Source organism: Nocardioides maradonensis (genome assembly GCF_054777115.1).
Map to the genome: position 1 here is coordinate 170,554 of NZ_BAAHAZ010000004.1, position 23,418 is coordinate 193,971.

Annotated in this window: 23 protein-coding genes; 10 read left to right on the forward strand and 13 right to left on the reverse strand. The window is 72.0% G+C overall.

All coding sequences use genetic code 11. The features are described from left to right. Position 1: 1 nt before the first annotated feature. Complete coding sequence (gene rfbB, locus ACYVAQ_RS06050) at positions 2–1,000, reverse strand: dTDP-glucose 4,6-dehydratase (protein WP_460787588.1); 999 nt, start codon at positions 998–1,000, stop codon at positions 2–4. Between the two features lie 19 nt (positions 1,001–1,019). Between rfbB and rfbA the strand changes: the two genes are divergently transcribed. After that, complete coding sequence (gene rfbA, locus ACYVAQ_RS06055; protein WP_460787589.1) at positions 1,020–1,889, forward strand: glucose-1-phosphate thymidylyltransferase RfbA; 870 nt, start codon at positions 1,020–1,022, stop codon at positions 1,887–1,889. Positions 1,890–1,903: 14 nt separating this feature from the next. Here the strand turns inward: rfbA and ACYVAQ_RS06060 are convergent, their stop codons facing one another. Then, positions 1,904–3,346, reverse strand: coding sequence for a sugar transferase (locus tag ACYVAQ_RS06060; RefSeq protein ID WP_460787590.1), 1,443 nt, complete (start codon positions 3,344–3,346; stop codon positions 1,904–1,906). Between the two features lie 259 nt (positions 3,347–3,605). Here ACYVAQ_RS06060 and galE point away from each other — a divergent pair, with 259 nt between their 5' ends. Both galE and ACYVAQ_RS06070 read left to right on the forward strand, forming a co-directional pair. Next, complete coding sequence (gene galE / locus ACYVAQ_RS06065; protein WP_460787591.1) at positions 3,606–4,610, forward strand: UDP-glucose 4-epimerase GalE; 1,005 nt, start codon at positions 3,606–3,608, stop codon at positions 4,608–4,610. Between the two features lie 4 nt (positions 4,611–4,614). Continuing rightward, entirely contained in the window at positions 4,615–5,418 is an 804-nt protein-coding gene (locus ACYVAQ_RS06070; RefSeq protein WP_460787592.1) for an N-acetylmuramoyl-L-alanine amidase family protein, read from the forward strand. Positions 5,419–5,645: 227 nt separating this feature from the next. On the opposite strand, the gene ACYVAQ_RS06075 is transcribed toward ACYVAQ_RS06070, so the two are convergent. Both ACYVAQ_RS06075 and ACYVAQ_RS06080 read right to left on the reverse strand, forming a co-directional pair. Beyond that, positions 5,646–6,569 (reverse strand): dihydropteroate synthase, encoded by a 924-nt coding sequence (locus ACYVAQ_RS06075; RefSeq protein WP_460787593.1) that lies wholly within the window; start codon positions 6,567–6,569, stop codon positions 5,646–5,648. Continuing rightward, entirely contained in the window at positions 6,566–7,303 is a 738-nt protein-coding gene (locus ACYVAQ_RS06080) for a dihydrofolate reductase family protein (protein ID WP_460787594.1), read from the reverse strand. Before ACYVAQ_RS06080 ends, ACYVAQ_RS06075 begins: the two co-directional genes overlap by 4 nt. A 107-nt stretch (positions 7,304–7,410) precedes the next feature. Between ACYVAQ_RS06080 and ACYVAQ_RS06085 the strand changes: the two genes are divergently transcribed. Genes ACYVAQ_RS06085 through ACYVAQ_RS06095 form a run of 3 tightly spaced genes read left to right on the forward strand, consistent with a single transcriptional unit; the run spans position 7,411 to position 9,339 of the window. Continuing rightward, the gene (locus ACYVAQ_RS06085) at positions 7,411–7,914 is read left to right on the forward strand and encodes a sigma-70 family RNA polymerase sigma factor (protein ID WP_460787595.1); all 504 of its coding nucleotides are present in this window, start codon (positions 7,411–7,413) and stop codon (positions 7,912–7,914) included. Further along, the gene (locus ACYVAQ_RS06090; RefSeq protein WP_460787596.1) at positions 7,911–8,561 is read left to right on the forward strand and encodes an anti-sigma factor family protein; all 651 of its coding nucleotides are present in this window, start codon (positions 7,911–7,913) and stop codon (positions 8,559–8,561) included. The genes ACYVAQ_RS06085 and ACYVAQ_RS06090 overlap by 4 nt, the downstream gene beginning before the upstream one ends. 28 nt (positions 8,562–8,589) lie before the next feature. Next, complete coding sequence (locus ACYVAQ_RS06095) at positions 8,590–9,339, forward strand: enoyl-CoA hydratase-related protein (RefSeq protein ID WP_460787597.1); 750 nt, start codon at positions 8,590–8,592, stop codon at positions 9,337–9,339. Between the two features lie 87 nt (positions 9,340–9,426). Here ACYVAQ_RS06095 and ACYVAQ_RS06100 read toward each other — a convergent pair whose 3' ends face one another. Continuing rightward, on the reverse strand, positions 9,427–11,349 hold the full coding sequence (locus tag ACYVAQ_RS06100) for a hypothetical protein (protein ID WP_460787598.1): 1,923 nt from the start codon (positions 11,347–11,349) through the stop codon (positions 9,427–9,429). Positions 11,350–11,734: 385 nt separating this feature from the next. After that, positions 11,735–13,639 (reverse strand): translational GTPase TypA, encoded by a 1,905-nt coding sequence (gene typA, locus ACYVAQ_RS06105; protein WP_460787599.1) that lies wholly within the window; start codon positions 13,637–13,639, stop codon positions 11,735–11,737. A 71-nt stretch (positions 13,640–13,710) separates the two neighbouring features. Here typA and ACYVAQ_RS06110 point away from each other — a divergent pair, with 71 nt between their 5' ends. Continuing rightward, entirely contained in the window at positions 13,711–14,400 is a 690-nt protein-coding gene (locus tag ACYVAQ_RS06110) for an aspartate/glutamate racemase family protein (RefSeq protein WP_460787600.1), read from the forward strand. Positions 14,401–14,412: 12 nt separating this feature from the next. Here ACYVAQ_RS06110 and ACYVAQ_RS06115 read toward each other — a convergent pair whose 3' ends face one another. From ACYVAQ_RS06115 to ACYVAQ_RS06125, 3 genes are read right to left on the reverse strand one after another with little or no spacing between them, the layout of a single operon-like run. Then, a complete protein-coding gene (locus ACYVAQ_RS06115) occupies positions 14,413–14,697 on the reverse strand; it encodes a PqqD family protein (protein WP_460787601.1) in 285 nt (94 codons plus the stop codon). Between the two features lie 6 nt (positions 14,698–14,703). Next, positions 14,704–15,615 carry a hypothetical protein gene (locus ACYVAQ_RS06120; protein WP_460787602.1) on the reverse strand — a complete coding sequence of 304 codons (912 nt, stop codon included), beginning with the start codon at positions 15,613–15,615 and terminating at the stop codon, positions 14,704–14,706. Next, positions 15,612–16,043: a lasso peptide biosynthesis B2 protein gene (locus ACYVAQ_RS06125; protein ID WP_460787724.1), complete on the reverse strand. Its 432-nt coding sequence runs from the start codon at positions 16,041–16,043 to the stop codon at positions 15,612–15,614. The genes ACYVAQ_RS06120 and ACYVAQ_RS06125 overlap by 4 nt, the downstream gene beginning before the upstream one ends. A gap of 269 nt (positions 16,044–16,312) precedes the next feature. On the opposite strand from ACYVAQ_RS06125, the gene ACYVAQ_RS06130 reads away from it, so the two are divergent. Next, a complete protein-coding gene (locus tag ACYVAQ_RS06130; protein WP_460787603.1) occupies positions 16,313–17,485 on the forward strand; it encodes a nucleotidyltransferase family protein in 1,173 nt (390 codons plus the stop codon). On the opposite strand, the gene ACYVAQ_RS06135 is transcribed toward ACYVAQ_RS06130, so the two are convergent. Beyond that, positions 17,439–18,179: an SDR family NAD(P)-dependent oxidoreductase gene (locus ACYVAQ_RS06135; protein ID WP_460787604.1), complete on the reverse strand. Its 741-nt coding sequence runs from the start codon at positions 18,177–18,179 to the stop codon at positions 17,439–17,441. The genes ACYVAQ_RS06130 and ACYVAQ_RS06135 overlap by 47 nt on opposite strands. Before the next feature lie 217 nt (positions 18,180–18,396). On the opposite strand from ACYVAQ_RS06135, the gene mshA reads away from it, so the two are divergent. After that, complete coding sequence (gene mshA / locus ACYVAQ_RS06140; RefSeq protein ID WP_460787605.1) at positions 18,397–19,635, forward strand: D-inositol-3-phosphate glycosyltransferase; 1,239 nt, start codon at positions 18,397–18,399, stop codon at positions 19,633–19,635. Continuing rightward, a complete protein-coding gene (locus ACYVAQ_RS06145) occupies positions 19,632–20,135 on the forward strand; it encodes a type III secretion system chaperone family protein (protein ID WP_460787606.1) in 504 nt (167 codons plus the stop codon). Before mshA ends, ACYVAQ_RS06145 begins: the two co-directional genes overlap by 4 nt. Here ACYVAQ_RS06145 and ACYVAQ_RS06150 read toward each other — a convergent pair. The 3 genes from ACYVAQ_RS06150 to ACYVAQ_RS06160 are packed head-to-tail and all read right to left on the reverse strand — an operon-like array spanning position 20,123 to position 23,380. Next, positions 20,123–21,778, reverse strand: coding sequence for an AMP-dependent synthetase/ligase (locus ACYVAQ_RS06150; RefSeq protein WP_460787607.1), 1,656 nt, complete (start codon positions 21,776–21,778; stop codon positions 20,123–20,125). The genes ACYVAQ_RS06145 and ACYVAQ_RS06150 overlap by 13 nt on opposite strands. Positions 21,779–21,797: 19 nt before the next feature. Continuing rightward, positions 21,798–22,961: an RNA polymerase sigma factor gene (locus tag ACYVAQ_RS06155; protein WP_460787725.1), complete on the reverse strand. Its 1,164-nt coding sequence runs from the start codon at positions 22,959–22,961 to the stop codon at positions 21,798–21,800. Further along, positions 22,961–23,380, reverse strand: a complete 420-nt coding sequence (locus ACYVAQ_RS06160) for a YciI family protein (protein ID WP_460787608.1) — start codon at positions 23,378–23,380, stop codon at positions 22,961–22,963. The genes ACYVAQ_RS06155 and ACYVAQ_RS06160 overlap by 1 nt, the downstream gene beginning before the upstream one ends. Between the last annotated feature and the right edge of the window lie 38 nt (positions 23,381–23,418).

Sequence of the window (23,418 nt, forward strand, 5' to 3'; positions counted from 1 at the left end):
GTCACTGGCCCTTCGTGGCGTACTTGGCCTCGGTGGCGGCCTTCGCGGGGCGCCACCAGGCCTCGTTCGCCTGGTACCAGGCGATGGTCTGGGCCAGGCCGGCGTCGAAGTCGGCGTACTGCGGCTGCCACCCGAGCTCGCTGCGGAGCTTGCCGGACTCGATCGCGTAGCGGCGGTCGTGGCCGGCGCGGTCGGTGACCCACTCGATGTCGTCCTCCGGGCGCCCGAAGTGGCGCAGGATCGCGCGGACGACGTCGACGTTGGACTTCTCGCCGTCGGCACCGATCAGGTACGTCTCGCCGATCCGGCCGCGCTCCAGGATCGCGAGCACCGCCGAGGAGTGGTCCTCGGTGTGGATCCAGTCGCGGACGTTGAGGCCGTCGCCGTAGACCCGCGGGCGGCGGCCGTCGATGACCTCGGTGATCTGGCGCGGGATGAACTTCTCGATGTGCTGCCAGGGCCCGTAGTTGTTGGAGCAGTTGGAGATCGTTGCGCGCACGCCGAAGCTGCGCACCCATGCGCGGACCAGGTGGTCCGAGCCCGCCTTCGACGCGGAGTACGGCGAGGACGGCTGGTACGGCGTGTCCTCGGTGAACCGCTTCGGGTCGTCGAGCTCGAGGTCGCCGTACACCTCGTCGGTGGAGACGTGGTGGAAGCGCACGTCGTGGCGGCGTACCGCCTCGAGCAGCTCGAAGGTGCCGACGAGGTTCGTGCGGATGAAGGGCGAGGGGTCGGACAGCGAGTTGTCGTTGTGCGACTCGGCCGCGTAGTGCACGACCGCGTCGGAGGCGGCCACCAGCCCGTCGACGACCTCGGGGTCGGCGATGTCGCCCTCGACCAGCCGCACGCGGTCGGCCGGCAGCGTCGCGATCGCGTCGCGGCTCGCGGCGTACGTCATCTTGTCGAGGACGGTGACGGACGCGTCGGTCTCGCGGACGAGGTGGTGGACGAAGTTCGAGCCGATGAAACCTGCTCCACCGGTCACCAGGATCCGCTTCACATGCGGCATCCTAGGCACCATGCGCGGCATCATCCTCGCCGGTGGCACTGGTAGCCGGTTGCATCCGATCACCCACGCGATCAGCAAGCAGCTGATGCCGGTCTACGACAAGCCGATGATCTACTACCCGTTGTCGACGCTGATGCTGGCCGGCATCAACGAGGTCCTGGTCATCACCACCCCGCACGACGCCGACCAGTTCCGGCGTCTGCTGGGCGACGGGTCGCAGCTCGGGGTCTCGATCACGTACGCCGTGCAACCCTCCCCGGACGGTCTCGCGCAGGCCTTCCTGATCGGCGAGGAGCACCTCGCGGGCGGGCCCGCCGGGCTGGTGCTGGGCGACAACATCTTCTACGGCGCCGGGCTCGGCACCCGACTGCGCCGCTTCGAGACCCTCGACGGGGCCGCGGTGTTCGGCTATCGGGTGGCGGACCCCTCGGCGTACGGCGTGGTGGAGTTCGACGTCGACGGCAAGGCGCTGTCGTTGGAGGAGAAGCCGGAGAAGCCGCGCAGCAGCTACGCGATCCCGGGGCTGTACTTCTACGGCGACGACGTGGTGGAGAAGGCGCGCACGTTGACGCCGTCGGCGCGTGGCGAGCTGGAGATCACCGACCTGAACCGGCTCTACCTGGAGGAGGGCCGGCTGCAGGTCGAGGTGCTGCCGCGGGGGTCGGCGTGGCTGGACACCGGGACCTTCGACGACCTCAACGACGCCAGCAACTACGTGCGGGCGATCGAGAAGCGGCAGGACATGAAGGTCGGCGCGCCCGAGGAGGTGGCCTGGCGGATGGGGTTCATCGACGACGCCCGGCTGGCCGAGCTCGCCCAGCCGCTGCTGAAGTCCGGCTACGGCCGCTACCTGATCGACCTGCTCGACGAGCCGCGCTGAGCGCCGGCTGACGGTCAGTAGGCGCCGGAGGAGCCGACCACGGCCCGGACCGTGCGGAACAGGATCGCGACGTCCTGCAGCATCGACCAGTTGTCGACGTAGAAGAGGTCCAGCCGGATCGACTCCTCCGCGCTGAGGTCGCTGCGCCCGGAGACCTGCCACAGACCGGTCATGCCGGGCCGGACCAGCAGCCGGCGCTCCATCGGCCCCTCGTACAGGTCGACCTCCTGCTGGACCTGGGGGCGCGGGCCCACCAGGCTCATGTCGCCGCGGAGGACGTTGAACAGCTGCGGCAGCTCGTCGATGGAGAAGCGCCGCAACCAGCGGCCCGGCGGCGTGATCCGCGGGTCGTCCTTCATCTTGAACAGGAGCACCTGGTCGGCCTGCTCCTGCAGCTCGGCCTTCAGGTCGTCGGCGTTGACGATCATCGTGCGGAACTTGAAGCAGTCGAAGTACTCGTTGCGACGGCCGACCCGCTGCTGCCGGTAGACGAGCGGGCCGCGGTCGTGCAGCCAGATCTGCAGGGCGGCGAGCGCGAACACCGGCGCGAGCGCCAGGATCAGGACCGCCGACCCGACGACGTCGAAGGTGCGCTTGCTCAGCCGCGACGCCTTGGCCCAGGTCGGGAGCTGGATGTGGATCAGCGGCATGCCGCCGATCGGACGGACCGTGATCCGCTCGCCTGACACGTCACTGAGGCTGGGCGCGACGACCACGTCGATGTCGTGCTGCTCCAGCTGCCAGACCCGTTCCCGGAGCGCCTGGCCGGTGTCGACGCTGCCGGCCGCGAAGAAGATCATGTCCGCGCCCGCCTCGGCGGCGACGGCCACGACCTCGTCCACCGAGCCGAGCACCGGTACGCCGGTGTCCGTCTCCACGGTGGGATCGCCCTCGGGCATGACGGCGCCGACGACGCTGTAGCCCAGCCAGGGCTTGCTGTTGAGCACGGTCGCGACCTCGTCGACGTGCGCCGCGCTGCCGGCGACGAGCACCCGGATGCGCAGGATGCCGTGCCGCCGGGCGGAGTGGATGACCTTGCGCAGGGCGAGCCGTCCGCCGAGCACGAGCGGGATGCCGGCGATCAAGGACAGCAGGAAGAAGCCGCGGGAGAGGTCGTACTTCGTGAGGTAGCAGCCGACACCGACCACCGCGGTGGTCATGAAGGTGGCCCGACCGACGCGGACGAACTCCTCCGCGCCGTGGCCGAAGGTGGCGCGGTCGTAGCCGCCGAGGGCCGCGATGCTCGCGATCCACCCCATGATCATGAGGAGGGCGGGCCAGCCCAGCGCGGTCTGGGTGCTGAAGTTGCCCGGGAGGAGCGAGGTGTGGAGCCGGGCGAGCAGGCCGACCCCGGCGCTCAGGCACACGGCCAGGACGTCGATCACCAGGGCGGCGCAGGGCAGCCACCGGAGCGTCCGGCTCGGCGACGCGGCCACCAATTGGCGCGTTCGATCCATGATCGTCAAGAAGAATGTCCCCACACTCGTGCTCAGGCCCCCACAGCCCGGTCACCGTCCCCGTCGTCACTGGCGGGGCCGGTCAAGTGCCGCGATTCTTGCAACGCGCAACGAGTGCTGTCCTCGGAATCGACGTATTGACAGCCAATCCCGAGGTTTCTTTACCGAGAAGGCCGGATGTTTGTCTCAGGTCGTCGATGTTCGGGCCGATGCAGCGCGGATCGGGCCGTCAGCCGCCCGATCGCTAGGCTCGGTGCCCATGAAGGTCCTCGTCACCGGCGGCGCCGGCTACATCGGGTCGGTCACCTCCAAGGCGCTCGAGCAGGCGGGGCACACCCCGGTCGTGCTCGACAACCTGCTCTCCGGACCGCGTCAGTACGTCGGCGACCGGATCTTCTACGAGGGCGACATCGCCGACCGGGCGCTGCTGCGCCGGGTGGTGGACGAGCACCCCGACATCGAGGCCACGATCCACATGGCCGCCCGCATCGTCGTACCGGAGTCGGTGGAGCTGCCGTACGAGTACTACCGCGACAACGTGGCCAAGTCGCTGGAGATGTTCGACGAGCTGACCGCGCTCGGGAAGACCCGGCTGATCTTCTCCTCGACGGCCTCGCTCTACGCGCTGACGCCGGAGTTCGAGGTGCGCGAGGGCGACCCGGTGGCGCCGTCGTCGCCGTACGCGCGGACCAAGCGGATGATGGAGCAGGTCCTCGACGACATGTCGGCGGCCACCGACCTGCGCGCGATCATCCTGCGCTACTTCAACCCGATCGGGGCCGACCCCGACCTGGAGACCGGCTACCACCTCAAGGACGCCACCCACGTCGTCCCGCTGATGGCGCAGGCGGCGCTGGGCCTGCGCGACGTCTTCACCCTCACCGGCACCGACCTGCCGACCCGCGACGGCACGGGCATCCGCGACTACATCCACGTCTGGGACCTCGCGAAGGCCCACGTGGCCGCCGTGGAGAGGTTCGACCAGGTGCTGGCGACGACGGGGGAGACCTCGACGTACCTGAACCTCGGGGCGGGCGACGGCGTCACCGTGCGCGAGCTGCTCGCCGCAGTGTCGCGCGTGGTCGGTCGGGACGTCCCGGTCGTCGAGGCGCCGTCGCGACCCGGCGACGCCGTCGGGGCGTTCGCGAACGCCGACAAGGCGGCCGAGCTGCTCGGCTGGCGCACCGAGCTCAGCCTCGACGATGCGATCCGCTCCGCGCTGGCGTGGGGCGAGAAGCGTCGGTCGATCCTCGGCTACGACTGATCCGGTGCGCGTCCTCGGCGTCCTCGTCGCCTGCCTGGCCCTCGCGGGCTGTGGGACGTCGGGCACGCCTGCGGCCCCTTCCGCTGCCCCGCGCACGACGGCCCCCGCCGCGCGCCCGACGCCCTCACCGCACCGGCCCGCGCCACGGCCGCTCGCCGGCAAGGTCGTCGTCCTCGACCCCGGCCACCAGCTCGGCAACCGCAGCTTCCCCGCGGAGGTGGGCGCACCGGTCGACGCGGGAGGCTTCGAGAAGCCGTGCAACACCACCGGCACCGAGACCGACGCCGGCTACCCCGAGGCGACCTTCACCTGGAACGTCGCCCGGGACGTACGCCGCCTGCTGCGCCGCCAGGGTGCGCGGGTCGTGCTGACCCGGACCAGCAACAGCGCGTCGGCGTGGGGCCCGTGCGTGGATCGGCGGGGCCGGTTCGGGAACCCCGGCGGTCCGGGACCGACCGCCGACCTGAAGCTCAGCATCCACGCCGACGGCACCTACGCACCGGGCGCGCACGGCTTCCACGTCATCTCGGCGCCGGGCCCGCTCGCGGATGCCGACGTGGCGCTGGCCCGCGCCGTCCGCGATGCCATGGTCGCGGCCGGGTTCGCCACCTCGTCGTACCTCGGCGTGCGGGGGTTGGTGGTCCGCAGCGACCTCGGGACCCTCAACTGGGCGCGCATCCCGACCGTGATGATCGAGTGCGGCAACATGCGCGACGCGGGCGACGCGGCGGTGCTGAGCTCGGCGCGCGGGCAGCACCGGATCGCTCGGGCGCTCGAGGTAGCGGTGGCGGACTACCTCGAGCGGTAGCTCAGGAGGCCGCGTGCCGGCCGGTCACGGGCGCTGGCAGCTGCTCGACGACCTCGAGGTCCTTCCTGCGTCGCGGGCGCCGCAGCGAGTGGCGTTCGATGTGCGGGCAGCGTGTGCCGTGCTTCAGGTGGCAACGGAGGCTGCGTCGCCATTTGCTCATGCCGGCCATGGGGGAGCTCCATGTGACGATCAGGGGGATGGGGGTACCCGAGTTGCCGCCAGCCTAATCACCGGTGGGGCGCGTGTCCTTGCTTTCCGTCGTCGACGGTGAACTCGGTGAGCGCGTCCAGGACGGCGCGGACGCGTGCCACCTCGTGCACCCGGTAGATGCCCGTGCGGCCGAGGTGCGCGAGGACGGTGAAGAACCCCTCGCCGCTGCGGAACTGGTCCTCGAAGACGTCGAACGCGTGCGGCATCGCGTGGCAGATGGGTACGCCGAGACGGCGCAGCCGGAAGGTGTTGAGCAGCGACGCCGCCTGGTACTGCGCGCGGGACCGCTGGTCGGACAGCCGGAAGCCGAAGCCCAGACCGGGGTCGATCGCGATGCTGGTGGCGCCGAGCTCGCGTGCCCGCGCGATCCGCTCGCCGAAGGTGTCGAGCATCCGGGGCACGGGGTCGGCCTCGACGTCGGAGCCGTCGAGGGCCCGGGCGTGCGGGCCGAGCACGTGGCACAGCACCAGGCCGGCGTCGTACTCCGCGGCGAGCTCGAACATCTCGTCGTCGACGTGGGAGCCGGTCAGGTTGACGACGGAGGCGCCCGCCTTGAGGCCGGCGCGCACGACGGTCGGGTCGTAGCCCTCGATCGAGGTCGCGATGGCGTCGGCCGCCAGCTGCTCGATGACCGGTACGACGCTGCGCACCTGGTCGGCCGCGGTGACGGCGGTCGCCGTGGCGCGGCTGGACTCGGCGCCGATGTCGATGAAGTGGGCGCCCTGAGCGGCCTGGATCCGCGCCTTGCGCACGGCCGTCTCGGGGGAGACCGCGATCGACTCGCGGTAGGTGGAGTCGCGCGACAGGTTCACGACCCCCATCAGCACGGGCTCGTGGTCGGTGTCGAAGGACCGTCCCGCGATGGTGAACGGCGCGACGAGCTGGTCGAGGTCGTCGGCGTACGTCGCAGCGAGGCGGGCCAGCTCGGCGAGCGTGATCATCGTCCGGCCCTCAGGTAGCGGGTCATCAGGAAGCCCTCGCTCTCGATGACGTGCGCCAGCTCGAAGCGGACCGAGCGGTCCAGGACGCCCGTCGCCGGCGTACGACCGGTGCCGGCGAAGAGCGGTGCGATGGTGATGTCGACCTCGTCGACGAGGTCGGCCGCGGTCAGCTCGTGCAGCAGGCGCGGGCCGCCCTCGCAGACGACCCGGGGGAGGCCGCGTGCGGCGAGGGCGCCGAGGATGCCGGCCGGGCTGGTCTCCGGCAGCTCGATCACCTCGGCGTGGTCGTCCGCGAGCGCGCGGGCCTCGGTGGGCGCCGTCGGGTCGGTGAGGACGATCGGGCGGTGCGCGGACTCGGCCCAGATCGGCAGGTCCCATGGCAGGTCGAGCGACCTGCTGACGACCACCACGACCGGTGCCGGGAGCTGCCCGGCCGCGGCCCGGGCCTCGGCGTCCTCCGGCTTCGCCCGCATCGGGGTGTACTGCTCAGCCCGCAGCGTCTGCGCCCCGACCAGGACGGCGTCCGCGTGCCGCCGGGTCGTGCGGAAGACCCGCTGGTCGGCCTCCGAGGACACCGATCCGCTGAGCCCGTCGGCCCCCGCCGCGGCCCCGTCCAGCGTCGTCACCATCATCGCCCGGACCCACACGCCCCGCTCCGGCCACGGGTAGGCGGCCAGCAGCTCCTCGTCGGTGACCGCGTCGGGAGGAGTGCGCAGCCGGTGGAGATCAGACACGGGGCGAGGCTACCCAGAAGGGTGCACCCGCGCGGCCGACGGGCGCATCATGGAGGGGACGGTGAACCGGACGGACCCGGTTCTCGTGTCCTCGGCGGAGGTGGAAGATGCCGGGCGATCCGGAGCTGATCGAGGTGCTGCACCGCGAGCACGCGGCAGCCCTGGAGAGGTACGTCGTCCGGCTGGTCGGAGACCGGGACCGGGCCGCCGACGTGGTGCAGGAGACCCTGCTCCGGGCCTGGACGCACGCCATCGCCGACGACGACGGGCGGGGGCCGGTGCGGGCCTGGCTCTACACGGTGGCCCGGCACCTGGTGGTCGACCAGGCGCGGTCCGCGTGGGCACGGCACGAGTCGAGCGCGGCGGAGCCGCCCGAGACCGCCGAGCCGGACCAGGTCGACGCCCTGTTCGACGCGCTGCTCGTGGCCGACGCGCTGGCCGGGCTGTCCCCCGAGCACCGCGCCGTGGTGGTGCGGGCCTACTACCTGCGGCTCAGCGTCGGGGAGATCGCCGAGGCGCTGGAGATCCCGCCGGGCACGGTGAAGTCGCGCCTGCACTACGGGCTCCGCGCGCTGCGCCTGGCCCTGCAGGAACGCGGGGTGACCCGATGAGGGACGAGTACGCCGAGTGGGACGCCGCCTACGTGCTGGGCGCGCTGTCCAGCACGGAGCGCCGGGAGTACGAGGACCACGTGGACGGCTGCGCCCGCTGCGCGGCGGCCGTGGCGGAGCTCGGCATGCTGCCGGGACTGCTCCGGCTGGTGCCCGACGAGGACGCACCGGCGTACCTCGAACCCGACCCCCGCGTCCCGGACCCCGTCCCGGTGCCGCTGCCGGCGCCGGTGGTGAGGCGACGGCGGCTGCCCGCGAAGGCGCTCGCAGCGGCAGCCGTCGTCCTGCTGGTCGCCGCGGTCGGCGCCGGCATCGCGGTGGTGCGGGCCGACCGGACGGGTGGCGAGACCGTCGCGCTGGCCAGCGTCGTCCCCAGCCCGCTGCAGGCCACCGTGCGCCTCACCCCGCAGGCGTGGGGCACCGAGGTCGCGATGACCTGCACCTACGGCGGCGAGTACGGCACCCCCCACCGCTACGCCCTGTACGTCGTCGACCACGCCGGCCACCGGCAGCTGGTGTCGCGGTGGTGGGCCGGCCCGGGGGAGACCGCCCTCACCACGGGGGCGACCGACCTGGCGACCCGTGACATCGGCCGGATCGAGCTGCGCTCGGCCACCGGGGCGCTGCTGCTCGCCCGCGCCCTCTGATCGAGGGGTCGCCTGGGACAATCGCCGGGTGAGCGACCTGATCATCGACCGCGAGCGCGCCGGCGTCGTGACCGTCACCTTCCACCGCCCCGAGCGCCGCAACGCCTTCACCCAGGCGATGTACCAGCAGATGCGTGACCTCTGGGAGGAGCTCGCGACCGACCCGACCGTGCGGGTCGTCGTGCTCCGCGGTGCGGGCGGGAAGGCGTTCGCGGCCGGGAACGAGATCTCGGACTTCCTCGCCGCCGACGCCGTCGAGTACGAGACCTGGATCCGGGAGATGTTCGACCGGCTCTGGGCGCTGCCGCAGGTCGTGATCGCAGCGGTCGACGGCGTGTGCGTCGGCGGCGGGCTCGCCGTCGCCACCTACTGCGACCTCCGGGTCGCCACCGCGCACTCCCGGTTCGGCTACCCGATCGCGCGGACCCTCGGCAACGCGCTCTCCTCGCCGGTGCTGCAGCGGTGCGCGGCCGTGTTCGGGGAGTCGCTCACCCGCGAGATGCTGCTCGCGTCGCGGCTGGTGACCGCCGATCGTGCGTACGCCGCCGGCGCGCTCACCACCGAGGTCGCCGACGCCGCGGCCCTCGACGCCGAGGTCGAGGACCTCGTGACCGGGATCCTGCAGGCATCACCGGTCACGCTGCGGGTGACCAAGCAGCAGTTGCGTGCCGTGCCCGAGGACGAGGAGGCGCTGCTCCGCGAGGTGTACGGCGGCCCCGACTTCGCCGAGGGCGTGCGGGCCTTCCTCGCCAAGGAGAAGCCGGCCTTCACGGGGTAGCGAAGGCCGGCTCTCCGTCGTGCAGGTGCCCGGGAGCGAGCCGCCGGTCCTGCAGCCGACCGGCGGCACGCGGTCCGGGTCAGGGCGTCACGGGCTGGAGACCGCGGCCCCGTTCGACGCCGTCAGCGACGACGTCTCCTGACAGCTGGTCGGGATCGCCCGCTGCGCCGAGTTGGTGCTCGCGTAGGACACCTTCCACGAGTAGGTGCCGGCCGGCACCGCCGAGGTGTTCGTCGTGCCCACCACCTGCGGCGATGCGCCGCTGACCGGGACGGTCTGTGCGGCGAGCACCGGGGTCCCCGTGCAGTCGGCCGTCGGGTACAGGGTGAACGTCGCCGAGCCCTTCAGGTTGCCGCTCCCGCTCGGGGCGGACAGCGTCGCCGAGTCGTTCGGTACCCAGCTCTGCGCGGTCGTGAGGGTCACGGCCACGTCCTTGACGGTCACGTCCTCGGAGGTCTCGGTGCAGGCGCCGTTGTCGGTCACGGCGTTGTTGTTCGACGAACCGCTGTAGGTCGCCACCCAGTGGTAGTGACCGATCGCGGTCGGCGTCACCAGCGGATCCGCCGTCCCGTAGTCACCGTCGCCACTGACCGTCGCCGCGCCGCTGGAGCCCGCGGCAGCGCCACACCCGCTCGAGCTCGGCCCGTTCAGCGCGAACGAGATCGAGCCGCCGGCCGCCGGTCCGGCAGCGCCGGTCAGGTTGATCACCGGAGTGGCCGGGTCGGTCGCCGTACCGGACAGCGTCGCCGTGTCCGTGACGGCGTGACCCAGGACGACGTCCGGGCCGGCGTTGGTCGACAGCGTCGGGGTCGCCTTCGTGACGGTGAAGCACTCGTTCAGCAGGCTGTCGTCGACGCCCACGGCCCCGTTCGCGGGATCACCGGAGGTGGTCGACTGCCAGCAGTAGCGGCCGGCCGAGGTGACGTACGCCGTCGGCGAGTTCACCGTCACCGGGTAGCTGCCGGTCAGGTCGACCGAGCCGACGGAGGTGAAGTCACCCGGGTTCGTGCCGCAGGTGCCGGTGTCGACCTTGCACAGGCGGAACGAGATCGACCCGCTCGCCGTACCGCTGCCGCCCTGGAGGTCGACAACCGCGTTGTCGCGGACCGCGACCACGCCCGTGCCGATGCCGATGCTGCCGCCCTGCGCGGTGGTGCTGCCCGGGAGCGCGTTGCCGGAGCCGTCGGACGGGGTGGTGGTGATCGTCTGCCGGCAGTTGCTCAGCGGCGGGATGTGCTGCAGGACCGTGTCCTTGTAGTCCGCCGTGTCGCTGTTGCCGGTGACCGTGCTCGGGATGACGTTCGCGAGCGTGATGCACTGCGGGACACCGCCGTAGATCGCCTGGGTCACGTCGATCGCGGCCTCACCACGGAAGTTGTCGGGGCTGAACTTGGCCTCGGCCTGGCTGGCCGGGATCGCCACCGGTGCGCCCAGGGTGAGGTTGCCCGCGGTGCCGCCCCACACCCGCTTGTAGAGCTGGGTGCTGCTCCCCGACTGGTCCCAGATGATCATGAAGTCGCCGGGTGCCCGGTTCTTCCAGGGGTTGCAGGTGGCGGTCAGGGTGGCCGCGGACTGGGAGTAGTCGCAGGCGGCGGGCGCGGCGTTCTTCATGAACTCGAAGGCGATGAAGCCGCTGCCCGAGTTGCTGTCGCGCTGCCAGGCGAAGTACAGCCAGTCGTCGGTGCCCTGGCGCTTCATCTGCAACCAGGTGTTGGCCAGGTCGACCTGGGCGTTCGGGTTGGTGAGGCCGAGCATGGGGAGCGGCGCTCTCTGGATCACGCCGATCTTGGTGGAGCTGGAGTTGATCGGGCCGAGCTCCTTGACGTTGCCGTCGGCGTCCGGCAGCAGCGTCGTACCGGCGTCGGGGACGACCCCGTCGATGGTGTAGGGACCGGAGGCCGCCAGGGCGGAGCCGCCGACGGACACGACCGCGGCAGACCCGATGACGAGACAGGCCGCGAGACTGGCGATCCGGGGCCGCCGGATGCGTTGCGAGAAGGAAGGGGACATCGCAGATCCTCGGGAGGCAAAGGTGGTGGTGGCGCCCCGAGTGCAGCCGGGATCATCGGCTCCGCAGGCCCGTACGACGTGGCTGGCGACGGCTGACCCCCGAAAGCCGATGCCCAATATCAGACGCCCGGTCCGCAGGGCCGTCAACGCGACTGCCCGAACCTTTACCCGCGTGCTAGACCGGCTGGCGGAAAAGAGGGTCGGAGACAGCGAGAAGGCCGCAGATCCGACGGATCCACGGCCTTCTCGATGAGTACGGCGAGCGCTACTTCGCAGCCTTCCGAGCCCGCGATGCCGCCTGCCCTCGCTTCGCTCGGGCGGCAGCTTCGCCTCGCAGAAGACGAGCAAGTAGCCCGCCCTCCGCTCGTTCCTCGCTACGTGCGGGCTACTTGCTCGCCTTACGCGCTCGGCTCGCTGCCTTCGCCCGGGTGTTGGCGTCGAGGTCGACCTTGCGGATCCGGACCGTCTCCGGGGTGATCTCCACGCACTCGTCCTCGCGGCAGAACTCCAGGCACTGCTCGAGGCTGAGCTTCTTCGGCGGGATGAGCTTCTCGAAGTTGTCGGAGGTGGCGGACCGGATGTTGGTCTGCTGCTTCTCCTTGGTGATGTTGACGTCCATGTCGTCGGCGCGGGAGTTCTCGCCGACGATCATGCCCTCGTACACCTCGGTGGTGGGCTCGACGAAGAGCACGCCGCGCTCCTGCAGCGAGGTCATCGCGTACGCCGTCGCCGCACCCGCGCGGTCGGCCACCAGCGAGCCCGACTGGCGTGAGCGGATCTCGCCGGCCCACGGGAAGTAGCCCTCCGAGATCGAGTGCGCGATGCCCGTGCCGCGGGTCTCGGTGAGGAAGTCGGTGCGGAAGCCGATCAGGCCGCGGGCCGGGACGATGAACTCCATCCGCACCCAGCCGGTGCCGTGGTTGGTCATGCCCTCCATGCGGCCCTTGCGGTTCGCGAGCAGCTCGGTGATCGTGCCGAGGAACTCCTCGGGCGCGTCGATGGTCAGGCGCTCGAACGGCTCGTGGGTCTTGCCGTCGATCTCCTTGAGGACCACCTGCGGCTTGCCGACGGTGAGCTCGTAGCCCTCGCGGCGCATCTGCTCGACGAGGATCGCCAGCGCCAGCTCGCCGCGGCCCTGGACCTCCCAGGCGTCGGGACGCTCGGTCGGCAGGACGCGCAGCGACACGTTGCCGATCAGCTCGGAGTCGAGGCGGTCCTTGACCAGGCGGGCGGTGACCTTGTGGCCCTTGCCGCCCTTGCCGACCAGCGGGGAGGTGTTGGTGCCGATGGTCATCGAGATGGCGGGCTCGTCGACGTGGATGAGCGGCAGCGCCACCGGGTTCTCCGGGTCGGCGAGCGTCTCGCCGATGGTGATGTCCGGGATGCCGGCGACGGCGACGATGTCACCGGGGCCGGCGGACTCACCCGGCTTCCGCTCGAGGCCCTCGGTGATGAGGAGCTCGGTGATCTTGACGGTCTTGGTGACGCCCTCGCGGTTGATCCACGCGACGTTCTGGCCCTTCTTCAGGGTTCCCTGCTTGATGCGCAGCAGCGCCAGGCGACCCAGGAAGGGGGAGGCGTCGAGGTTGGTGACGTGGGCCTGGAGGGGCGCGCCCTCGTCGTACTCCGGCGCCGGGATGGTCTCCAGGATCGTGCGGAACAGCGGCTCCAGGTTGTCGCCGTCGGGCAGCGAGGCGTTCGCCGGCTTGGTCAGCGAGGCGATGCCCGCCTTGCCCGAGGCGTAGACGACCGGGAAGTCGAGCGCGTCCTGGCTGTGCGAGTCGTCGAGCAGGTCCATGAACAGCTCGTAGGTCTCGTCGACGACCTCGTCGATGCGCGCGTCACCGCGGTCGGTCTTGTTGACGACCAGGATCACCGGCATGTCGGCGTTGAGCGCCTTGCGGAGCACGAAGCGGGTCTGGGGGAGCGGGCCCTCGGACGCGTCGACGAGCAGCACGATGCCGTCGACCATCGACAGGCCGCGCTCGACCTCGCCACCGAAGTCGGCGTGGCCGGGGGTGTCGATGATGTTGATGACCATGTCGCCGTTGGCCAGCTCCTGCGCCGACGGACCGCGGTAGTGCACCGCGGTGTTCTTGGCGAGGATGGTGATGCCCTTCTCGCGCTCGAGGTCGCCGGAGTCCATCACGCGCTCGGCGACGCTCTCGGCCTGGTGCTCGGTGAAGGCACCGGCCTGGCGGAGCATGGCGTCCACGAGGGTGGTCTTGCCATGGTCGACGTGGGCGACGATGGCGACGTTGCGGAGATCGGTACGACGAGTGCTGGACACGGGCCACGATCCTATCGGCGCGAGGCTGCTCCACCCTCATCCTCGATCCTCGGCTGTGGCATCCTGGGCCGATGCAGACCATCGGGCTCATCGGCGGGATGTCCTGGGAGAGCAGCGCGGCCTACTACGAGCTGCTCAACCGTGGCGTGGAGCAGCGGCTGGGTGGTCTCCACTCGGCGAAGACGGTGATGGCGTCGGTCGAGTTCGCCGAGGTCACCGCGCTCCAGGAGAACGAAGACTGGGACGCCGTCGCGGCGATCCTGTCCGACGCCGCCCGGTCGGTCGAGCGGGCGGGCGCGGACTTCCTGCTGATGTGCACCACGACCTTCCACCGGGTGGCCGAGCAGGTGCAGAGCGCCGTGCAGATCCCGCTGCTGCACCTCGGTGACGTCGTCGCCGAGGCGGCCACAGCGGAGGGCGCCACGTCGGTGGGGCTGCTCGGCACGAAGTTCGCGATGTCGCGGGTCTTCTTCACCGACCGGATCGCCAGCCACGGCCTCGAGGTGCTCGTCCCCGACGAGAAGAACTTCGACGAGCTCAACCGGATCATCTACGACGAGCTCGTGCACGGGAAGGTCCTCGACTCCTCGCGGCGCACCGTCGTCGGCATGATCGAGGGGCTGTGGGACGCGGGCGCCGGCGGCGTCATCCTGGGTTGCTCGGAGCTGGAGCTCCTGGTCAAGCAGGCCGACAGCGAGCTGCCGGTCTTCCCGTCGACGAGCCTGCACGTCGCGGCGGCGCTGGACCGGGCGCTGGCCTGACGCGAGGTCGAGTCAGAAGGGCCGACTCGGCTGGACCATCCGCCGGTTCTGCAGCTGGCCGAGAAAGGCGGCGACGTCGGGGCGGCAGCCCTCGGCGGTGACGTCGTACTCCTCGGCGACCAGGTCGCACAGCTCAACGAGCGAGCGGGGCCGGGCGAGGTGGCGCCAGACCGAGGCGGCCACGCCGCGCATCGCGTAGTACTCGCCCTGCTCGAGCCCCATCATCACGATCTCGCCGTCCATCTCGACGGCGTTCAGGTCGTGGTCGCGGACCCACAGCTGGTCGGTCGCCTCCATGCCGGGTCAACGACCGGGCGCACCCGAGGTGACGTCGGCCAGGATCGCGTCGGCCGACGCGACGACCGAGTCCACGCCACGCGGACGCTCGACGCGGACGAACCGGGCGCGGGCGGCGAGGGCCGCGCTCCGCGCGAAGTGGGTACGCCGCAGCGCGCCGACCAGCACCTCGTTGCGGTAGCCGTGCTCGTGCAGGCAGGCGAAGACCTCGGCACCGGTGATCGGGGTGAGCCGGAGCGGGCCGTCGTACCGGTCGAGCAGGTAGATCCAGCGCACCGGCAGCGGCGCGAGCACCTCGCGCTCGATCGGCACGTGGAACTTCTCGTGGGCCGGGGCGACCCGCGCCAGGTCGGTCGAGGCGCGACCGAGCCGGTCCAGGGCGTCCTGCCAGAGCTTGATCCGCGGCCAGCCGGGGATCGCGTTGCCATCGGCGTCGATCGGTACGCCGTCGTCGCTCAGCACGGCGTGGCCGCGCCGGTGCACCTCCGCGGCGAGGGTCGACTTGCCGGCGCCGGAGTGACCCAGCACGACCGCACAGCCGTCGCCGACCCGGAACGCGTTCCCGTGCAGGACCAGGTGCCCGCGCTGGGCGAGCGCGATGCCGAGTGCGGAGCCGAGCAGGAAGAGGCGCAGGGCGTCGTCGGTGGCCCCGGGCTCGGGCTGGACGGTGATCAGCCGGCCGTCCTCGCAGGAGTAGCGACCCACCTCGGGCACCTCGATGCCGACGCGCTCGCCGTCGACCCAGAGGCCGCGGGGGAGCAGCGTCGCGTCCGCGGACGGCGGTGCGACGGGGCCGAGGCGCACCCGGAGGTCCGGGGCCGCGGGGGCGGCCGGATCGGCCGCGTTGGCCGGGGCGAGGTCGGGAAGCTCGAGCTCGCTGTCCAGGACCAGCCCGTAGGCGGTGTACCCGACCATCACGGGGCCCACGCGAAGCTGGCGACCCCGGTCCAGGTCTCCGGCGAGCCGCCGGTCACGGTGAGGTCGCCGACCGTGACCCAGGCATGGGCCCGCAGCTCGCCCGCGGCGTCACGTCGTACGCCGAACACGACCGTGTGCGGCACCCGCAGCGCGCGCAGGAGGATGCGCGCGGTGAGCGCCTGCGGGTAGCAGTCCGAGCGCCACGGGGTGTGGGCGGCGGCGCTGCCGATGGCGCGGGCGACGCCGACCGCTCGTCCGCGGGCGCGGGCGTCGATCACGGACGGAGTGGCGGCGGGGAGCTCGCCGCGCGAGGAGGTGTCGCCCAGCAGCCGGCGTACCAGGCTGAACGGCGCCAGGCTGACCAGCAGCCGCGTGAACGCGAGCAGCGCCCACGCGGCCGCCGGTGCGACGCGGGCTCGGAGCGTCAGCTGCCGAGGCCGAGGGTCACGCCTGCGCTCACGCCCACGCCGACTCCGACGTCGTGGGTGGCCTTCAGGCTCAGGTTCTCGAGGACGGGCGCTTCGTAGGTGGGCTTCGTCAAAGGGAGCTCCTCTGTCGTGGTTACGGCGGTCCCGGACCTCGCCACGCTGTCCCAGGAAGCATGCGCCTGCGATGTGACCGCGGTGTTCCAAAGCGGCAAAACTTTGCCTATTCAGAACTTTGCCTTTTCGGCGCGACGCTGTGCCACGCTCGCGCGGTGGCCCTCGACCCCGCCGCCTTCTCCGTGCTGAGCCGCCTCGTGCGCCAGGCACTGGCGGTCGAGGAGGGTGCTCCCGGGGCGCCGGTCGACCTGGCAGGCGTGGCTCCCGCGCCCCTCCTCGACGCTGTGCGACGGCACCGGGTCGGCGACCTGCTCCTGCCCCACGGGGCTGCGCTCGGCCTCCCCGACGAGGTGGTCGAGCAGCTGCGGGCCGCGCACGACTACGCACGACCGCGGCTCGTCGTGCAGGCCATGGAGACGGTGCGGGCGTGGCGGGCGCTGACCGAGGCGGGCCTCGACGTGCTCGTGATCAAGGGGCTGCCGCTGGCGGTGGTCACGACCGGCCGCACCGACGCGCGCGGCGCGGGCGACATCGACCTGTTCGTCAGCCCGGCCTCCACGGTGGCGGCGCACCGGGTGCTCCACGAGCAGGGCTGGCACGTCCCCGAGACCGGACCGGTCGAGCCCGGCCTGTGGGCCTGGCGCCACCTGATCCGGTGGGGCAACGCGCTCGCCTACGTGGGCACCGCCGCCGACGTCGACCTGCACTGGCGGCTCGAGGTGACACCGGGCACGCATCCGGGGTTCGAGGCGTTCTGGCAGCGCCGGGTCGAGATCGACCTCGGCGTGGGCCGGGTCCCGACACTGGCTCCCGCCGACGCCCTGCGCCACCTCGCCGCGCACCGCGAGGGCGCGACCTGGCTGCGGACCCTGGTCGACCTGCGCCGGCTCGCGCGCGACCCGCAGGTCCTCGAGGGCCCGCTTCCCCCGCTGGCGCTGGGCTACCTCGCGGTCGCCCGCGCGACGGTGGGTCTGCCCGCGACGGTGCCGGCCGAGGTGCTCACCCGCCTCGACGGGGTCCCTCCGCAGCTGCTCGAGCGGGCGCGGCGGCGCCAGCTCGCCGACGTACGTCGGGACCTGGGTGGGGGCGCCGGCTCGCTGCGCTCACTCGCCGACAACCGGGCGCTGAGCGCCGGGCGGGGCGATCTGGCCTACGTGGCGATGGCGCTGGTGCTGCCGGCCCACACCGCGCTGCCGGTGCGGGCACGGACGGCCTGGACCGGCGTACCGACCGCGTTGGTACGCCGAGCCCGCGCGCTCCTGCGCGGCCGGCTGGCCAGGTTCAGACGCGGTGCACCTTGTGCTGGGCCGCCTGGGCGCGGGGCTTGATCACGAGCTCGTCGATGTTGACGTGCGCGGGGCGGGTGGCGATCCAGGCGACCGCGTCGGCGATGTCCTCGGCCACCAGCGGTTCGGCGACCCCCTGGTAGACGGCGTCGGCCCGGGCCTGGTCGCCACCGAAGCGCACCAGCGCGAACTCCTCGGTGTGCACCATCCCCGGCGCCACCTCGCTGACCCGGACGGGCTGGTCGAACAGCTCCAGGCGCAGCGTCTGGGTGACCGCCTTGGTGCCGTGCTTGGCGGCCGTGTAGCCGGCGCCTCCCTCGTAGACCCCGCGGCCGGCGGTGGATCCGATGTTGAGGATCAGGCCGTCGCCCGACGCGATCAGGGCGGGGAGCAGCGCGCGCGTGACGCGCATCAGGCCCACGACGTTCACCTCGTACATCCGCCGCCACTCGTCGGCGTCGGCCTCGGCGACGGGCGAGAGCCCGAAGGCGCCGCCGGCGTTGTTGACGAGCACGTTCAGGCGCGGACCGACCGCCTCGGCGAGGCGCGCCACGTCGGCCTCGTCGGTCACGTCGCAGGCGACCGCCCGGCCGCCGATCTCCGCGGCCAGCGCCTCGATCCGGTCGGTACGACGGGCCGCGCAGATCACGTCGTACCCCTCGGTCGCGAGGCGGCGGGCCGTGGCCGCCCCGATCCCGCTCGACGCCCCCGTGACGACAGCCGCTCCTCTGCTCATGTCCAGAGTCTGGCACCCTGGGAATGCGATCCGGGTACCGGTGGTTGAGCGCTCTGGGTGAGCCCTGACCGTCGAGGAGGTGTGCATGAGCGGCAGCGTGGTGGGAGGCGGCGTCGACGGCATCCGGTCTGTAGTTCCGAGCGGTTCTGTGGTTCGCGTCGATGGCGCCGGAGACACGCTCGCTCCGGGCGGGCCTGTCGAGATCCGCCGTGTGGCGATGATCAGCCTGCACACGTCCCCCCTCGACCAGCCCGGCACCGGTGACGCCGGCGGCATGAACGTGTACGTCGTCGAGGTCGCCCGCCGGCTCGCCCGCAGCGGCATCGAGGTCGACATCTTCACCCGCGCCACGCGCTCCTCGCTGGCGCCGGTCGTGGCCATGGAGCCGGGCGTCACGGTGCACCACGTGCACGCCGGGCCGTTCGAGGGCCTCACCAAGACCGAGCTCCCCGGCCAGCTGTGCACCTTCGCGCGCGAGGTCCTGCGCTCCGAGGCCGCGCACCCGCTCGGCCACTACGACGTCGTGCACTCCCACTACTGGCTCTCCGGCCAGGTCGGCGCCCTCGCGCGCGACCGCTGGGGCGTGCCGCTGGTGCACTCGATGCACACGATGGCGAAGGTGAAGAACGCCGCGCTCGCGCTCGGCGACACCCCGGAGCCCGAGTCCCGGGTGATCGGTGAGGAGCAGGTCGTCGAGGCGGCCGACGTGCTCATCGCGAACACCGACCTCGAGGCCAAGCAGCTGATCAACCTGTACGACGCGGATCCCGGCCGGGTCGAGGTCGTGCACCCTGGCGTCGACACGATGGTCTTCCGCCCGCAGTCGCAACGCGCGGCACGGGACGCGCGCGGCATCGCCGAGGACGCGCTCGTCGTGATGTTCGCCGGCCGCATCCAGCCGCTCAAGGCCCCCGACGTGCTGCTGCGTGCCGTCGGTGAGCTGGTCGATCGACGCCCGGACCTCCGGTCGCGGCTCGTCGTCCCGGTCGTCGGCGGCCCCTCGGGCAGCGGGCTCGACCGCCCGGCCGACCTCGCCGACCTCGCGGCCCGCCTCGGCATCACCGACCTGGTGCGCTTCGTCCCGCCGGTCTCGCAGGCCGACCTCGCGGGGTGGTACGCCGCCGCCACGACGGTCGCCGTCCCGTCGTACAACGAGTCGTTCGGGTTGGTCGCCGCCGAGGCCCAGGCCTGCGGCGTCCCCGTGGTCGCGGCCGCGGTGGGCGGGCTGACCACGGTCGTGCGCGGCGAGCACAGCGGGCTGCTGCTCGACACCCACGACCCCCTGGCCTGGTCGTACGGGCTGGAGCGCGTCGTGGGCGACGCCGCGCTGCGCGACCGGCTCGCGGCCGGGGCGCTGGTGCAGGCCGAGCAGTTCACCTGGGAGGAGACCGCCCGGCAGACCCTGGACGTCTACGGACGCGCCGGGCGGCTGATGCGGGCGGAGGTCGTGGCGTGAGCGGGACGGTCGAGCCGGCGGAGGTCGTGCGCGAGCACCTCACCGCCGCGGGGATCGAGTTCGAGGAGACGGCCGAGGGTCAGTTCTCGTTCTCGCTGCCGGGCGAGCGCAAGCTGCAGACGCCGGTGCGCGTCGACATCGGTCCGCACGCGCTCGGCATCCACGCGTTCGTCTGCCGCAGGCCCGACGAGGAGTTCGAGCGGGTCTACCGCTGGCTGCTGGAGCGCAACCTGAAGATGTTCGGCGTGGCCTTCGCCCTGGACGCCCTCGGTGACATCTACCTCGATGCCCGGCTGCCGCTCTCCGCGGTCAACCCCGAGGACCTCGACCGCCTGCTCGGCTCGGTCCTCACCTACGCCGACGAGTCGTTCAACGCCATCCTCGAGCTCGGCTTCGAGTCCTCCATCCGCAAGGAGTGGGAGTGGCGCAAGCTGCGCGGCGAGTCGACCGCGAACCTCGAGGCCTTCCGCGGCTGGCTCGAGGACGATCACTCCGAGTAGAGGGCCTCGATCTCCTCGGCGTACTTCGCGTCGATGGGACGCCGCTTGAGCTTCATGGTCGGCGTGAGCTCCTCGCCGCCGGGCAGCCAGTCGGTCGGCAGGATCGTGAACCTCTTGATCTGTTCCACGCGTGACAGCCGCGCGTTGGCCTGGTCGATCGCCTCCTCGATCACCTTGCGGACCAAGGGGTCGCGGGCGAAGGCGTCCGGAGCGGCGTCGAGGCCGGCCTGCTCGGCGTACGCCGTCCGTACGTCGGGGTCGATCACCAGCAGCGCCACGTTGTACGGGCGCCGGTCGCCGATCACCACGGCCTGGCCGATCAGCGGGTGGGCCGCCTTGACGACCTGCTCGATGTTGGCGGGCGACATGTTCTTGCCGGCCGCGTTGATGATCAGCTCCTTCTTGCGGTCGACGATCGTGATGTAGCCGTCCTCGTCGATGGTCGCGATGTCGCCGGTGTGCAGCCAGCCGTCGGCGTCGATCGCCTCGGCGGTCTTGTCCGGCTGGTTGCGGTAGCCGCGCATCAGCGTCGGGCCGCGGAACAGCAGCTCGCCGTCCTCGGCCAGCCTGACCTCGGTGCCCGGGATGGCCGGGCCGACCGTGCCGAGCCGGTTGTCGTGCGGCGGGTTGATGGAGCCGCAGCAGGAGATCTCCGACATGCCCCACAGCTCGCAGATCGGCAGGCCGAGGTCGGAGAAGTACTGCAGCACCTCCTTCGCCACCGGGGCCGCCCCGGAGACCGACCAGTGCACCTCGTCGAGCCCGAGCAGCGCCAGCACGGCCGCGCGGGTCTCCGCGTCGAGCGCGCTCGGGTCGGTGATGCCCTTGGCCTCGAGGCCGGCCTTCAGCTTCTCCCAGATCCGCGGGACCCCGCCCCACACCGTCGGCTTGGCGTCGCCGAGGCTCGCGATGATGTTCTGCGGGCTGTCGACGAAGGTCGTCTGGCAGCCGGTGACCAGGGACCCGTAGTAGGTGGCCCAGCGGTCGGCGACGTGCGCGAAGGGGAGGTACGACGTCCCGCGGTCCTCGCTCGTCACCTCGATGACCTGCTGGGTGCCGCGCAGCTGCGCCAGCATGCTGCCGTGGGTCAGCTCGACGCCCTTCGGCGGACCGGTGGTGCCGGAGGTGTAGATGAGCGTCAGCACGTCGTCGGGCCCGACCGCCCGCCACGAGGCCTCGAAGTCGAAGGCGGGGTCACCGGCCGCCTCCAGCTCCTCCAGGCTGGTCGTGTCCTCGCCGCCGTCGACGCTGACGACCGTGTCCACCGGGATGCCGCACGCGCGGATCGTGGGCAGGAACGACTGCTGGGTGACGACGATCCGGTTGCCGGCGTTGCCGAACAGGTGGGCCAGCTGCTCGGGCGAGGAGGTGTTGTAGACGCTGAACGGGATCGCACCGAGGTGCAGCGCCGCGCAGTCGACGAGCACCGCCTCGGGGCGGTTGAGCATCATCAGCGCGACCGTGTCGCCGTGGCCGACGCCGTGCGCGGCGAGCCCGGCCGCGAGGGCGCGCACCCGCTCGGCGTACTCCCGCCAGGTGAGGGAGACGGCGCCTCCCGGGGTGCGCAGGGCGACCCGGTCACCGCCGGCGGCGGCGGTCTCCTGGAACGCCTCGCAGAGGCTGGTGGCGGTGTCGAGGCTCATGCCGGGATCGTGCCGCAGGTCAGTCGGCTCCGCCAGCGTTTCCGGTGTTTGCGGTCGTGGCGTGGAGACGGGCGGCCTCCTTGGTCAGGTGGTCGCGCTCCGCGGCGATCGTCGTTCGCGTCGCCGCGAGGGCGTAGAGCCGAGCAGCCTCGGCCGTGTCACCCGCCGCCTCGTGGAGGTACGCCGCCACCGCATCACGCCGCGGCACGTCCCCGATCGCCGCGAGCGCGCGCAGGCCGACGAGCGGACCGTCGACCTCGGCGAGCGCCACGACCCGGTTGAGGGCGACGACCGGGCTGCCGTCGAGCCGCACCAGCTCGTCGTACCACTCGAGGACCTGGGGCCAGTCGGTCTCGTCGTGGCTCGGGGCGTCGTCGTGCAGGGCTGCGATCGCGGCCTGTACCTGGTAGGGGCCGAGGCGGTCGCGGTGCAGGGCCCGCTGGAGGATCTCGACGCCCTCCGCGATCAGAGCGGTGTCCCAGAGCGTGCGGTCCTGGCGGGGGAGCGGGACGAGGGCTCCCGTGGCGGTGGAGCGGGCGGGGCGCCGCGCGTGGTGCAGCAGCATCAGGGCGAGCAGCCCGTCGACCTCGGGGTCGTCCGTGGCGGCTGTCAATTGACGGGTCAGGCGGATGGCCTCCTCGGCGAGGTCGACCTCGCCGGTGAACCCCTCGTTGAAGACCAGGTAGAGCACCTTGAGGACCGCATCGACGGCGCCCGGCTGGTCGAAGCGCTCGCCGCTGATGGTCCGCTTGGCGCGGGAGATCCGCTGCGCCATCGTCGCCTCCGGGACGAGGAACGCCTGTGCGATCTGGGCGGTCGTCAGACCGCCGACGGCGCGCAGGGTCAGGGCGATCGCGGAGGCCGGAGTCAGCGCCGGGTGGCAGCATCGGCTGAGCAGGAGCAGCGTGTCGTCGGTCTGCTCGGTCGGACCCTGCTCCGGCTCCAGGTGGTCGTTGAGCTCGCGTCGACGCCGGGCGGCCTCCGAGCGCTGCGCGTCGATGAGCTTGCGCTGGGCGACCGTGACCAGCCACGCCTTCGGGTCGTCGGGCTGCTGGTCGGGCCACCGGCGTACCGCCTCGAGCAGGGCCTCCTGCACGGCGTCCTCGGCCATCGCGAAGTCACCCCCGCGACGGACCAGGACGCCCAGCACCTGCGGCCCGAGGTCGCGCAGGAGCTCGTCCATCAGTGCGGGCACTCGGTGGAGCCGGGGGTGTCCGACATGAACGGACGGACCTCGATCCACTCCTGGATCGGCCGGCCGCCGGGCCCCGGCGCCGAGGAGAGGTACGCCGCTGCCTCGTGCGCGCGCTCCTCGGAGTCGACGTCGATCACCATCCAGCCCGCGACCAGCTCCTTGGTCTCCAGGAACGGGCCGTCGGTGACGGGCGGGCGGCCGTCGCCGTCGTACCGGACGAAGGTGCCGGTGGGCGCGACCGCCTGCGCGTCGACGAACTCGCCGCGCTCGCGCAGGTCGTCGGCGACCTTGCCCATGAACGCGATGTGCGCCTCGATCTCCTCCGGCGTCCACTGGTCCATCGGCACCAGCGGCTCCGCCGCGATGTCGTGCGCCTGGCGGTAGTGCTTGAGCAGCAGGTACTTCATGGTCATCTCCTCAGGTCCGAGACGGCCATCCTGCCGCC

What these genes read in the sequence shown, in the direction of transcription:
- rfbA (WP_460787589.1), top strand. Translation starts at nt 1,020, where the DNA reads ATGCGCGGCATCATCCTCGCCGGTGGCACTGGTAGCCGGTTGCATCCG.
- ACYVAQ_RS06060 (WP_460787590.1), bottom strand. Translation starts at nt 3,346, where the DNA reads ATGGATCGAACGCGCCAATTGGTGGCCGCGTCGCCGAGCCGGACGCTC.
- galE (WP_460787591.1), top strand. Translation starts at nt 3,606, where the DNA reads ATGAAGGTCCTCGTCACCGGCGGCGCCGGCTACATCGGGTCGGTCACC.
- ACYVAQ_RS06075 (WP_460787593.1), bottom strand. Translation starts at nt 6,569, where the DNA reads ATGATCACGCTCGCCGAGCTGGCCCGCCTCGCTGCGACGTACGCCGAC.
- ACYVAQ_RS06085 (WP_460787595.1), top strand. Translation starts at nt 7,411, where the DNA reads ATGCCGGGCGATCCGGAGCTGATCGAGGTGCTGCACCGCGAGCACGCG.
- ACYVAQ_RS06090 (WP_460787596.1), top strand. Translation starts at nt 7,911, where the DNA reads ATGAGGGACGAGTACGCCGAGTGGGACGCCGCCTACGTGCTGGGCGCG.
- ACYVAQ_RS06100 (WP_460787598.1), bottom strand. Translation starts at nt 11,349, where the DNA reads ATGTCCCCTTCCTTCTCGCAACGCATCCGGCGGCCCCGGATCGCCAGT.
- ACYVAQ_RS06110 (WP_460787600.1), top strand. Translation starts at nt 13,711, where the DNA reads ATGCAGACCATCGGGCTCATCGGCGGGATGTCCTGGGAGAGCAGCGCG.
- ACYVAQ_RS06115 (WP_460787601.1), bottom strand. Translation starts at nt 14,697, where the DNA reads ATGGAGGCGACCGACCAGCTGTGGGTCCGCGACCACGACCTGAACGCC.
- ACYVAQ_RS06135 (WP_460787604.1), bottom strand. Translation starts at nt 18,179, where the DNA reads ATGAGCAGAGGAGCGGCTGTCGTCACGGGGGCGTCGAGCGGGATCGGG.
- mshA (WP_460787605.1), top strand. Translation starts at nt 18,397, where the DNA reads ATGATCAGCCTGCACACGTCCCCCCTCGACCAGCCCGGCACCGGTGAC.
- ACYVAQ_RS06150 (WP_460787607.1), bottom strand. Translation starts at nt 21,778, where the DNA reads ATGAGCCTCGACACCGCCACCAGCCTCTGCGAGGCGTTCCAGGAGACC.
- ACYVAQ_RS06155 (WP_460787725.1), bottom strand. Translation starts at nt 22,961, where the DNA reads ATGGACGAGCTCCTGCGCGACCTCGGGCCGCAGGTGCTGGGCGTCCTG.
- ACYVAQ_RS06160 (WP_460787608.1), bottom strand. Translation starts at nt 23,380, where the DNA reads ATGAAGTACCTGCTGCTCAAGCACTACCGCCAGGCGCACGACATCGCG.